We start from the raw sequence: 13,005 nt of genomic DNA on the forward strand, positions 1-13,005 counted from the left end.
TGACTCGGTGACTCGGTGACTCCTAACTCCTGACTCCGGGGCGGGTTTATATAGGTTGTCGGTGGGAAATGATCAATTTAGATCGAACCCGTCCCTACAAATTCGACACCCAACACCCGACACCCAACACCTCTTCACTGGTGACGGGTTCTGAGTGACTGTTAAATGATTTTGCTCCTTTTTCCTTGAAGGGGAGAGAGAGGGAACTGGTTTGTTCAACCTGACAACAGGATAATATCGGTTCTTGGGCGATGTTGTTTAACTTAACCGCTTCATGTTGTAATAGATTCATCCATTGGGCGGCAACTTGGGCATTTTGCGGTTGAGTGCGTCGCAGTTGAGCCAGATGAGTCAGGGTTTCATACCAAAGACCGTTTTGGGCATACAAAGCGATCTTCTCATTTAGGGAAGCATTTTCTAACTTTTGGCTGAGTTCGGCAGAAGGTGCAATCCGAGCAATAACTCCACTAACGGTAGGGGGGATTGGTATCTCCGAGTTAGTAGAGGTACTCATCTCCTCAGACTGACAGGAAAATGTAAAAATCCAGCGATAGGCCTTGCCTTCTTCGAGGGGAGGAGCGGTTTCCGGTAAGGGGAAACTGACAATACCCGGCCCCTGTGTGACGGGAAATTTCCCCTCATAAACCACTTTTTCGCTGTCTTCCTCTGTCAGAAGAAATTCAACTGTCGTCGGTCGAGTTGGAATATACAACCAGAACGTCGGATGAGCCGCTATTGTTTCCCCCCAGTTTGTGGTCGGAATTAAAGCCGTCAACTTTTGCGACTGATTTGGCGACTGAGAACATCCGCCTCGACTCCCCGCATCCGCTCGGGTTCCGGGCGCTCCGCGATCGGGGGGTTGAAAATTAAAAGTTTGTACAATAACAGAGTTATTCTTGCCAACGGTTTGTTGAGAACGGGTTTTACTGACATCAGTTTCCACCGGACCAGACAGTCCTAACTGAGGGCTAACCCCCTCAATTCCGGCTAAAATCAACAGGCCAATCAGTGGGATAGACCGACAGGATAAGCCAAACGTCAGGCGGCACAAACGACGGATCAACGACTGCATCATTATTTTTACTCCCCGGTTGAATCGTAAAATGCTTTGTTAATATTTGCTCTATTCAGTTGAGTTGAAAATGAACAGAGGCAGGTGAAAACTTTGTTGGATTTAGGTGCTTAACTTTAAGCCACAACAATTTGATGCACTAGCAATCTATAGAAAAATTTCTAAAGGTTCTCTCAACCGCATTATTTTACTGATTTCTCAATAAAAAGGGACAAACGGCGGTGATCACCAACGTGAAACCAGATGGGACTAACGGAACCCATCCTCCCCAAAGGAAGAAGATGTAGCAAACTCCAGATAAAACAACAACGGCGACTGTCACCGCAGATCCCAAAAGGGCTCCGGTCCGAAAATTCCAAGCAATAATACCTCCTACTATAGACCAACTTCCGATCCAGACCCAATCCCCCCATTGATTCCAGACCCAAATTAGAGGACGACCATCGAGTACAGCACTGAGAATTTGACTAATCATTTGCCCTTGTAGCATCACTCCGGGCATTTTTTGATGCTGACTCGAAGTCGAACTGTAAGGGGTAGAAAAGTAATCAGTTGAAATCGGTGCCGTAATGCCAATTAAAACCAAACGATCTTTAATCCAATCGGGATCAATTTCACCGTCTAGGATTTGAGAAAAGGTTACTCGTCGCAGCGGAGTTTGGGTCGCCCGATAGTTGAGTAACAGTTGAAATCCGCGATTGTCGAAGTTTTGATAGCCCCCCGAACGTTTGGCTAAGGGTTTTAAGACCACTTCACCCAATTTTATCGATTCATTGGCTTTTAATTGGGGTGTAATGCCCTCTTGTTTGAGGAAATATTGAGCCAATTGAAAACTTAAAGAAAATTGAGTTTGACAGGGAGAACTGCTTTCGGGAGACATAAACAATAAATGCCGCCGCAGAATATCATCGGAATCTACCACCACATCGGTAAATCCGAGTTGGTTTTTGCCGACATTGGGGGGAGGACTGACGCCGGGTTTATTGGGATCGTTGATCTGTGATGCACTGCAAACGGCGATTAAATTAGAAGTTTCTAAAAATTGTTTGATTAATTGGGGATTACCCGGTTCTCGGGGAACGTCTCGATATATATCGATTCCCATGACTCGGGGTTGATAGGATTTGAGTTTGTCAATCAGTTTGGCTACAGTCTCATCGGGTAGGGGAAAACCGCCGTATTTTTGCAGATCCCGTTCGGTAGCTTCTACCACTAACACCCGAGAATCAACGCTTTCGGGGGGTCGCAGTCGTAACAAATGGTCAAAGGCGGTCAGTTCCCATCCTTGCATTAAACCGAGCGTTCGCGCCGCAATCACCAAAACGGTGGCAACGCTCCCCAAACCGATGATCCGGGACAGCGAGGGCTGTTGAGTGCCGCGCAGGTCTTGCCAACTCGGAGGAACAACGGTCGGATTTTGACAAATCACCGGCAGCCAACAAGCGCAGGGATATTCTGGCTCTAAATCTTGTAATTTTTCTCGGGCTTCTCGAACCGATTGATAAAAAGAGGTTCCTTTAGAAAAGGCGCTCAACCAGTGTTTTAAAAAGGCTTGGGCGACTTGATCCGGTACCGGTTCGCGCATGATCACCAGTTGGGGAATCTGCACGTCAGCCAGTTGTCGGGCCAGTCCCAAACCATCGCAGGAGTTAAAAACCGCCAGTTGTAACCCCCGGGCGATCGCGGCTCTGAGGGCAAATTTTAACTCGGTAATGGTAATCGCATCATGTTGATTAATATTTATATATCCGGTTGCCCCGCTGATATGACTGGAACTGTGTCCGGCAAAAAACAGAATATCCCACCCCTGTTCGTCCCAGAGGAGGCGGTTCAGTTCGCTGCGTTGGGGTTCAACTAAAAAGACGGTTTTCGCACCGGGTAAACGTTCAATTACCGTGCGATCGTGTTCGATATCAATACCGTGAGAGTTACCCAGAATCGCTAAAATTCTCACGGCGCCTCCCGGAGATCGTTGCATCGGTTCGATCCGTTCAGCTTCTAAGGTACTGCTGAGACCGACTTCTGATGCCGGGTAGTCTTCAAAAAAATTCCACAGATGCCAAGGAAGTCGCCGAAGTAAAGGGTCGTCTGTTTCAATAATGACTCGTATTTCGTCTTGGGGCGACAATTGAGTGCGTAACTTTCGTTCAATCCGGCCAAATGATCCCGAATCTAACCACCGATTGAGACAGGCCTTTAACTGTTTAGATAAATCAAAGAACTCGACTTGAGAAACTTGAGCAATCTCCTCCTCGTCAAACTCAATCGCCACATCAACCACGCCTCGCCGCCAACTCAAACGATGATTTAAAGCTTCGTAGAGGGCGCGCCAACGCTGGTAGAGTTCGGCCAACTGTAAAGCCGGGGGCAAACTCCCTGTTAGTCGAATCGGGGGATTACTGCCGTCGGTCCACAAATTAGCCACAATCATCGGACAGCCTTGTTGAGTGTTGCCGCTACCGAAGTTGAGGACAACAGACAGACTTTCCGATTTGACGGATTTGGGGCGACCGATTGAGGACGTTAGACTAGGCATGAGACCTTGATAACAATTTCCAAATTCTGTATTGATGCTCCGCTTAAAATTTTTTTACTCTGGGTTAATCCCGGTCAAAGAGTAAAAATGAATTTAAACTTGGAAATATTCGGTAACGCTGGTATCTTCCCAGGTGATTTCAACACTAAAGCGATATCCAGGTAAACACTTAAATCGAGGGATTTGAATATAGTTGTCTTGAGTACGGGCGACGACTTCGCGCAGGACTTCACCGGATTCTGAGCGTAAGGTCAAGCGGGTATAAGCCGGAAGGCATGAACTGTTGGGTTGGGGGTGAAGTTGTACCCGGACTCCCAGACGGCCGTCGGTTTCTGGACTCAATCCCACAAACAGGACGACGAAATTAGAGGTTTCTAGGTTTCCGATGGAAATTTGTTTAATCCGTTGAACTTCCCGTTGGGGAGCGTTGGTGGGCCTGCGGAAAATGACTTGAGATTCGCGCTGGGGAAATAAGGTTTTAATGGACTGCCAACCGGTGTCAAACAGATTATCTAACCAACGGCTTAAATCGATTGCGCCTTGACCTTGCCGTTGTTGAGACAGGGGTTGTCCTTGATTGTATTCGAGGAGGGCGGCCCAGCGTTCAAAGGGAATGGCCAGTCGAGGGACTAGAACATCGGGGGCGCTCAAACGTTGAACCAAGTTTTCCGCTTCAACGGGGGTTAACCTCGATAAGGGGGGGACGGGGCTGCGAGTTGGTTCGGTCGGACAGAATTGACGGGCAACCCAGAGAACGTTTAAATCGCCGATCAGTTCCGATCCGTCTAAACTGTAGGTGCGATCTCTCCAATTGTAGCGTCCCTCGGTTTTCAGGTGAGCGTGGGTGGTGTATCCCCAAATTTTGACGGACTGTTCGTCGGGGTTAACTTGGACGGCCAAGTAATAATCTCCGATCCAACTGGGAATATCAACCCATTCTTGGGGGACGCGAAATTCATCGGTGTCAATGGTTTCGCTGGGGATTAAAATCAGTCGGGTTCCATCGGCTAGGGTAATGACAGCGCCCTCAACCAGTTCCCAAATATTCGGAAGTAGAGTCTCAGATTGAACAACTGAGTCATACTCTTCTTGTAGCCAGGGAACAACGGTGTCGAGGCAGAGTTGATTGAGATAAGCACTCCAACGACGACTGGCGGTTGAGTAGGGCTGACTTTGCTGCCACGCCTGATCGGAAAGGGTTGGGGAGATTTCCAACCTCAATTGAGTTGCTTCAGCAAGTAAGAACGTCATCGGAACATCTCCTATGAGAACATTGAACGGGGAGGTCTGATGGAATAAGCGCGATTTTTTCGGGATAACCGCTCTCAGTATTGTTCAATACGTTGGGTTCGAGAAGAATATGCACTTTTGACGGTGGAAATCTTCCAGAAGATTTTTGATCGCTTCGGTGAGCGACTAATGTTTTCTTCATTTTATTAACGCTCAATCCGGTTTGAGCGTACATTTTGTTAAAAAACGTTTGGTCATTGCAGTTTGGTAACAGTTCCGAGCAGAGTACCCCCTAAATGGTATGATAGGCAGACAAACAAGCAGTCCAACTGTCCGAGTGAGGGATTTCTTCTACTACGCACTTTGGCCTTTTAGAAGCCGATCGCCGCGCTCGGGACCGGGCGCGATCGTGATTGATGTCCATTTGTCTGGATGGGACTGTTTTGCTCTGTCTGATGATAGAGGAATAATTCGGGGACAGAGTGCTAAACTGAACCCGAAAAAATTAATCGGTTAAATCATCGATAACGTCAACTGTTAGCGGGTTGTAGGACTAGATGTTTATCCCTTAGACATTTTTGGCAATCAGGGTTTTAAGGAGTGTTTCTGCTTTTAGCTAAATTTTTCAAATTGGGGAAAGGAACAGGGAACTTATAGCCGAATTTTGTTGCTCCATTTCATCTGGCCCTACTCTCGATCCAATCATAACCGAATTTTAACCGACCTTTTTTCCTTTCCCCCCTTGTCAATTTGAGCTAACAGTCGGACACTAAACTTGAGAAAACATTGGCAGATAAGAGGTGGTTTTTGTGAAAAAAGTTTTATCGATTATTCTCGGCGGCGGTGCAGGTACCCGTCTTTATCCCCTAACCAAGCTGCGGGCCAAGCCTGCCGTTCCTTTAGCGGGTAAATATCGACTGATTGACATTCCTATCAGTAATTGTATCAATTCCGAAATTCTTAAAATTTATGTTCTGACTCAGTTTAACTCGGCGTCTCTCAACCGCCATATTTCTCGGGCTTACAATTTTTCGGGCTTTACCGAAGGGTTTACCGAGGTTCTCGCCGCCCAACAAACCGCCAGCAACCCCAACTGGTTCCAGGGGACAGCCGATGCGGTTCGTCAATATATTTGGCTGTTTGCGGAGTGGGATGTTGATTATTTCTTAATTCTGTCCGGCGACCATCTCTATCGTATGGACTACCGGGAGTTTGTCCAGCGTCACATTGATACTAACGCAGATATTACCCTCTCGGTACTCCCTATCGATGAGAAACGGGCGTCTGATTTTGGGTTGATGAAAATTGATGATTCGGGTCGGATTATTGATTTTAGCGAAAAGCCCAAAGGTGAAGCCCTCAAGAAAATGGCGGTTGACACCACAACGTTAGGACTCTCCCCCGAAGAAGCCAAGGAAAGCCCCTTTATTGCCTCGATGGGGATTTATGTCTTTAACCGAGAGGTTTTGATTAAGTTACTGACCGAAAATACCGAACAAACCGATTTCGGTAAAGAAATCCTTCCGAGTGCGGCCGCAGACCACAACGTTCAGGCTTATCTGTTTAACGACTATTGGGAAGATATCGGAACCATTGAAGCGTTTTACAATGCTAACTTAGCGTTAACGCAGCAACCCCAACCTCCCTTTAGTTTCTACGACGAAAAAGCCCCCATTTACACCCGTTCTCGGTATTTACCTCCGTCTAAAATTCTCGATTGTCAAATTACAGAATCGATTATTTCTGAAGGTTCTATTCTCAAAAAATGCCGCATCGACCACAGTGTATTGGGCCTGCGTTCTCGCATTGAAGCCGGTTGTGTCATTGAAGATACTTTGGTTATGGGTTCGGATTATTACGAACCTTTCGCCGAACGTCAATCCAATCTGCAAAAAGGTAAAATTCCAATGGGAATTGGTGCGGATACGACCATTCGTCGGGCTATTGTTGATAAAAATGCTCGCATTGGTAGCAATGTTACCATCACCAATAAAGAAGATGTCGAACAAGCGGACCGCGAGGAACTCGGCTTCTATATTCGCAGTGGAATTGTTACCATCTTGAAAAATGCTATCATTCCCGACGGTACAGTAATTTAGACCGGGTTATGGTGCATCCAACCCTTGAAAATCATGGGTGGGGTGCATCAAATTCCGGTTGTTTCTGTAGAGAAATCATATCATGTCCGACTAATCAATAATGATTCTGTAGGGGCGGCTTTATTACAGTTTACAGTTTACAGTTTACAGTGACCAGTTTTTACAGTTATCAGTTATTAGTTATTAGTTATCTGTTACCAGTTTTGACAGTTATCACTGTTCACTGGCTACTGTTCACTGTTCACTGTTCACTGTTCACTGTTTAAACCGCCCCACCCTATAACAGAATTAATCAACCGGACATCATATCACCCGTGCAAACCGTTTGAAATGAGTAAACTAATTTTAATGATAGGACTTCCTGGAAGTGGGAAGTCTTTTTTCGCACGTCAACTCAGTGCCAAACATCCCAAATACAAACTAATTTCTACCGATAGTATTCGGGCGCAACTGTTTGGAAATGAGGCAATTCAAGGACCTTGGTTAAGAGTTTGGAGTCAAGTTCTCCAACAATTTCAGCAAGCGGTTGAAGAAGGCACAGATGCAATTTATGACGCCACAAACACCCAACGCCGCCAACGTAAAGATGTAATTACTATAGCACGAAAAATCGGTTTTCATCCCATTTTTGCCGTTTGGGTGAACATCCCCTTAGAAATCTGTCTGCAACGCAACCAAAACCGCCCCCGTCAAGTCCCCGAAGAAATTATCCTCAAAATGCACCGCCAGTTAACCGACGTTCCCCCCTCTTTACAAGAACCCTTAGACAGTTTAATTATCCTCTAAAACCCGTAACCCAAATCTTACACCCAAATATTGCCCTCATATCATATCCGAAATCAATAATAATTCTGTAAGGGCGGGTTCTACAAGATTTTGACTGCTACTGAGAGATTGAGATAAACCCACTCCAGCAACAGACTTAATCAAGCGGATATCATATCAGGAGTAGGGCGGGTTTACCTAAAGAGTTGATGAGAGACAGACATCGGCACCGAACCCGCCCCTACACGATAATTATTAATTAATCGAACACCATATTACACCCACTTGACAAGTATAATACAAATATACTACAATACGACTAGACAAAGCTAATTATACGAACCAACTATTACAACCATGCCCTACGAACCCTTAGAAATATCAACACCAAAACCCGTATTATCTTGGGCAAATCATTCCTTAGCATCCCAAGAAACCCAAATGGCAAAAAACGTCGCCTCCCTCCCCTTCGTGTTCAAACACGTGGCATTAATGCCGGATGTACACTTAGGAAAAGGGGCGTTAGTTGGGTCTGTTATTGCCACCAAAGACGCGATAATTCCCGCAGCCGTTGGGGTGGATATTGGTTGCTTCACCGGAGATACATTAGTTCCTCTAGCAGACGGCAAATCTTATCCCTTGGTCGAGTTAGCTTCCTGGCGGCGAGAGTTTGTGGTTTACTCCTGCACCGACACCGGTCGAATTGTAGCAGCTAAAGCGAGCGCTCGCTTGACTCGTCGCAATGCCCCCATTAGTCAAAGTGGTTCTCGACAACGGTGCGGAAATTAAATGCACTCCCGACCATCAATTCATGTTGCGCGATGGCAGTTATCGAGAAGCAAAAGACTTAAAAAATGGTACGTCTTTAATGCCGTTTTACTCCAAAAAGGATAAGGATGGCTATAGCTTAATTCAGCATAATTATTCCGGTCGATACCAAAAAGCCCACTGGATGATTGCACGCTCTGGTTTGTTAGGTAAAATTCCTAAATTTTCCGGTCAAAAAACTGTGATTCATCACAATAATTTTGACCCGGTTGATAACAAGCCAGAAAATTTGGAATTTATGGGAAATAACGAACATTCCGCCTACCATCGCTCACGGGTTGAGAAAAATACTCATTGGCAATCTCCAGAATTTGAAGATAATAGAAAGCAAGCTCTAGCTAGAAAAGCTCGCACAGCCGAGGGATATAAATACTTTTCTGAAAGGGGAACAAAAAATATTCTGCGGTATATGGAAGAGCGCCCCGAACATTTCCAAGCATCTGTCGCGGAGAATGGGGAGCGGGGAAAAAAATATCTTGTTGAGTACAATACCAGCGAAAAAGGAAGAGCTAAAAGCAAGGAAATTGCCAATCGGATTTACACTTGCGAAACCTGCGGCACCGAGGTTAAAAGTCCCATTGGATTACACAACCATCGGCGAAAAGAACACGGGTACAACCATAAAGTTGTCGAGGTAATTTTCCTATCAGAAAAGCAAGATGTTTACTGTTTAACAGTACCGGAATATCACAACTTTGCTCTAACCGCTGGAGTCTTCGTTCATAACTGCGGAATGTGCGCCGTAAAAACGCCGTTTTCGGGCGACCAATTAGAGGGGAAACTCAAGAAAATTCGCCAAGAAATAGAAGCAATTATTCCCGTCGGTTTTAACGAAAATAAAGATATCGAAAAATCGGTTACAAATTGGCAGGGATGGCGACAGTTTAAAGACCTGCATCCGAAAGTTCAAAACCTCGAATCAAAAGCATTAAAACAACTCGGTTCTTTAGGCGGTGGAAATCACTTTATAGAACTCTGTATTGATACAGAAAACGCCGTTTGGTTGATGCTGCATTCCGGTTCCCGTCATATTGGAAATATGCTCGCCCAACGTCATATCGACAGCGCCAAAGCGTTGGCAAAACTGGCAGAAATGAAGCTTCCAGACCCGGATTTAGCCTATTTTATTGCGGGAACTCCCGAATTGGCAGCCTATTGGCGAGATTTACAATGGGCGCAAAATTACGCTCGTTATAACCGGGATGTAATGATGGCTCGTTTTAAACGAATTGTTGAACAAGCAATTGCGGGAGGAAAGCCAACAAAACCGCTTTTAGAAGTTAACTGTCATCACAATTATGCCGAAAAAGAAGTGCATTTTGGTGAGGATGTTTATGTGACTCGTAAAGGTGCGGTGAGGGCGCAAGAAAATGATTATGGAATTATTCCCGGTTCAATGGGTGCAAAATCTTTTATTGTTAAAGGGAAAGGAAATGCGGAAAGTTATTGCAGCTGTAGTCATGGCGCAGGTCGTTTAATGTCTCGAAGTAAAGCAAAAAAACAGTTTACGGTTGATGATTTAGTTCAGCAAACTGAAGGGATTGAATGTCGAAAAGATAACGGGGTTATTGATGAAATTCCCGGTGCTTATAAACCCATCGATGAGGTGATGAAGCAACAATCTGATTTGGTAGAAATTGTGGCGACGTTGAGACAGGTTGTTTGTGTGAAAGGGTAATTTTATCCCCCTTCGCCCCCTAAATCCCCCAATTCTGGGGGACTTTGATTTTTACTCCAACCTTACCAAGCGCTAACTTCCCCAATTTTGGGGGACTTTTAATTTGACTTCAACCTTACCAAGCAACAACTTCTGTAATGTTATGCACCAATCCAAATGTAGGGTGCATCACATCAATAATATTATGGAATTTAGCAAGAATTTCTTTAATGTGATGCACCATTTTCAGGTTTGTTTTAAATGTAGGGTGCATCACATCAATAATATTATGAAATTTAGCAACAACTTCTGTCATGCGATGTACCCGAGCGGGTTTATGGGGTAAAATAATATATTGGTTAAATGTAAAAGTATGAGTTGAGAGAACGACACCCGTGACCACAGAACAACAAATTAGTCAACAAGAGTATGAACAACTGAAGTCGGAACTTCACGACGTCCGCGAGGAACTCGAACGCACTCAGGCGCAGTTTGATGAAGTATTGGGAGAGTTGGAACAAACCCATTTTCAGCTATACCAAATTAAACAACAAGAACAGTCTTCCTCGGAGTCGGTTCAACAGGAGTTACAAAAAACTAAACAGGAGTTAGAACAAAAACAAACACAGTTACAGCAAACTGAGGAAGTCTTAGAACAGTCTCATACTCAACTCAAAGAGACGATGGAAGTTTTAGAAAAATGTCACGCGGAGTTACAAGAAACTCGCCAAGCGTTAGCAGAAAAGCAAGAACAGTTAGAACAGTCTCAGTCGGAATTTGAACGGGTTTCACAGGAGTTAGAAAAAACTCAATCTGAATTAGAGAAAATCAAACAAGACTATGATAAAATTAAAGTAGAGTCACAACAACAGAAACAGGATAAATTAGAACCAACTCAACCGAATTCACCCCAACAACCCAAACAAGATATTTCGGTAAGTTCGTTATCTTTAACCGTGTCTGAGTGGGAGTTATTTTGATGATTATCAAATTTTGAAAAACCCAAGTCCTCTTAAAAGGATTTTCTAGATTAAAAAGAGATTTTAATCTCTGGCGAGTTAAGAGTTTTTAAAAACTGTTTCCAGATGGGGAGATTGTTAAGTGTATTTGGGTCAAACTGAGAGTTATATTCTTGGGAAATGCGAGTAAATCTTTCTATCCAATTAGATAACGTTTCTGCTGTGGAATAGGAACTATAGGAAAGCGAACGTTTTAACAATTCAATCATTTGTTCAAATTCACCGCTTTGATAGGCTAAAAAAGCCAACCAAACCCAACAATTGTAATGGGCTTTTGGTTTTAACGGCTGCATCCAGTGGGGAAGATGGGGACGTTCAAAAAAGCGGTTTAAAATATATTCGCAGTCGTCAATTTTTTGAGCAATATTTTCTTCTAAAATCGGACAACAAACCCCAATATTTTCTAAACAAATTCCCGCAAACCCTCGGGAAGACAGATGTAAAACCCTATCGAGAATAGCAGCAGTTGGCGATAGGTTTGTATCGAATTCTCCACAACGTTTTAACGAATTTCGTTCAAACATTACCGAACTTGGATGCAACAATAACCACAAATTCGGTAACATCCAAATATGCAAACCGTGTAAACCTTGACTCCCTTTTAAAACGGGTGAAAGAATAGGCGAGGGTTGAATAGAAGTGTTGGACGTTTCCCATCCAGAAAACACCATTTCGACTGAACCCGCTTGTTCTTCAAAACCGTTAATATATTCATAAATAGCATCTGGTTTGAGAAGACAACCTTCATTCAGAAACAGGATAAATTCTCCTTGGGCGAGGTTTAATCCCGTATTGTAAGCGTCTACGGGATTGGAAAAAGATTGAGGGATCTGGCGAATATTATTTGAGTTTATCGGTTTTTGAATTTCATTAAAAACAATAATTTCAGGATTTTGATGAGTTTTATTTTCGATGCTTTCTACAGTATTTTGCAGGTTTTCAGAGTGATTTAAACCGGGAATAATAACTAAACTGACGCGAGGATTTTCTGAGGGGGTTTGAAAGGTTAAATAACAAGTTGCATCCGCACTATTTCCCGCAAACGTTCCGCGACTGAGGGCTTTATTTTGTTGGGCTTCTCCCCCGTGAAAGGCTTCCTGTCGCTGTCCTTTTAGGTGTCGATAGTCGTGGTTTTGATGAACTGCGGTTATGACTCGACTGGCGTTAATAACAGGGTAATTTTGTTTGAGGGCTTCCCCCACCATCCAGTTATCCCAACCCGCCCTTCCCACCGCAAATTCGGGTAATTTTGAAAATAAAGGTTTGGGAAATACGAAATAGTCTAACGCCCCAATTCCCCCAAAGATTGCGGTTTGTTGAAGGCGATCGCGAAGTTGCTTTTCGACCTCGGATGTGGTAAAATTAATAGAATGATTAATATCAAGATTCCAACGCCGTCCTAAGATTAAAAATTTAGGCTCTTTGCTGCCAACCTGTTGAACGGTGGGAAGGAAATCATTCAGTAGAATAATATCGGCGTTAACGTAGGCTAAAATCGGATGGGTGGCGATTTGGTGAACTTGGGCAAAAATATCATTGAGTAGGGGCGTACCTTGAGGCGTACAGCGAACGTTAGGAATATGTTTCACGCCGAATTCTTGGGCGACTTCCCGAACACCTTCGTCATTTCCAAACAGGATAATTTCCGGTTGGGGCGAGAGGTTCAACCAACTGGCGATCGCATTGCGTTGTAGAGTGGAAATCTGACCGATAAAAGGTTTGGGAACGGCGAATAGGGTAATTTTTAAAGTCGGTTGAATTTGGGGATTAATAGCAATTTTATCTGAAGCATTCATAGT

General features: G+C 44.3%; 10 protein-coding genes. 5 read left to right on the forward strand and 5 right to left on the reverse strand.

The annotated features are described in order from the left end of the window. Positions 1–94 precede the first annotated feature (94 nt). From ACL6C3_RS08450 to ACL6C3_RS08460, 3 genes are all read right to left on the reverse strand, one after another. On the reverse strand, positions 95–1,075 hold the full coding sequence (locus ACL6C3_RS08450; protein WP_413166719.1) for a DUF928 domain-containing protein: 981 nt from the start codon (positions 1,073–1,075) through the stop codon (positions 95–97). A 184-nt stretch (positions 1,076–1,259) separates the two neighbouring features. Beyond that, positions 1,260–3,608, reverse strand: a complete 2,349-nt coding sequence (locus tag ACL6C3_RS08455; protein ID WP_413166720.1) for a CHASE2 domain-containing protein — start codon at positions 3,606–3,608, stop codon at positions 1,260–1,262. Positions 3,609–3,701: 93 nt separating this feature from the next. After that, positions 3,702–4,859, reverse strand: a complete 1,158-nt coding sequence (locus ACL6C3_RS08460) for a DUF1822 family protein (RefSeq protein ID WP_413166721.1) — start codon at positions 4,857–4,859, stop codon at positions 3,702–3,704. Between the two features lie 788 nt (positions 4,860–5,647). On the opposite strand from ACL6C3_RS08460, the gene ACL6C3_RS08465 reads away from it, so the two are divergent. The 4 genes from ACL6C3_RS08465 (at position 5,648) to ACL6C3_RS08480 (ending at position 10,208) form a co-directional block, all read left to right on the forward strand. Then, positions 5,648–6,937 carry a glucose-1-phosphate adenylyltransferase gene (locus ACL6C3_RS08465; protein WP_413166722.1) on the forward strand — a complete coding sequence of 430 codons (1,290 nt, stop codon included), beginning with the start codon at positions 5,648–5,650 and terminating at the stop codon, positions 6,935–6,937. A 330-nt stretch (positions 6,938–7,267) separates the two neighbouring features. Beyond that, positions 7,268–7,723: an AAA family ATPase gene (locus ACL6C3_RS08470; protein WP_413166723.1), complete on the forward strand. Its 456-nt coding sequence runs from the start codon at positions 7,268–7,270 to the stop codon at positions 7,721–7,723. A gap of 336 nt (positions 7,724–8,059) precedes the next feature. Next, positions 8,060–8,491, forward strand: a complete 432-nt coding sequence (locus ACL6C3_RS08475; protein ID WP_413166724.1) for an RtcB family protein — start codon at positions 8,060–8,062, stop codon at positions 8,489–8,491. After that, on the forward strand, positions 8,445–10,208 hold the full coding sequence (locus ACL6C3_RS08480; RefSeq protein ID WP_413166725.1) for an RtcB family protein: 1,764 nt from the start codon (positions 8,445–8,447) through the stop codon (positions 10,206–10,208). Before ACL6C3_RS08475 ends, ACL6C3_RS08480 begins: the two co-directional genes overlap by 47 nt. Positions 10,209–10,323: 115 nt before the next feature. On the opposite strand, the gene ACL6C3_RS08485 is transcribed toward ACL6C3_RS08480, so the two are convergent. Continuing rightward, positions 10,324–10,590, reverse strand: a complete 267-nt coding sequence (locus ACL6C3_RS08485) for a hypothetical protein (RefSeq protein WP_413166726.1) — start codon at positions 10,588–10,590, stop codon at positions 10,324–10,326. Here ACL6C3_RS08485 and ACL6C3_RS08490 point away from each other — a divergent pair. Then, on the forward strand, positions 10,583–11,167 hold the full coding sequence (locus tag ACL6C3_RS08490; protein WP_413166727.1) for a hypothetical protein: 585 nt from the start codon (positions 10,583–10,585) through the stop codon (positions 11,165–11,167). The genes ACL6C3_RS08485 and ACL6C3_RS08490 overlap by 8 nt on opposite strands. A 50-nt stretch (positions 11,168–11,217) precedes the next feature. Here ACL6C3_RS08490 and ACL6C3_RS08495 read toward each other — a convergent pair whose 3' ends face one another. Next, positions 11,218–13,002, reverse strand: coding sequence for a glycosyltransferase family A protein (locus ACL6C3_RS08495; RefSeq protein ID WP_413166728.1), 1,785 nt, complete (start codon positions 13,000–13,002; stop codon positions 11,218–11,220). Positions 13,003–13,005: the final 3 nt, after the last annotated feature.

The sequence above is a fragment of the Capilliphycus salinus ALCB114379 genome (genome assembly GCF_047276495.1).
GTDB lineage: Bacteria > Cyanobacteriota > Cyanobacteriia > Cyanobacteriales > Microcoleaceae > Capilliphycus > Capilliphycus salinus.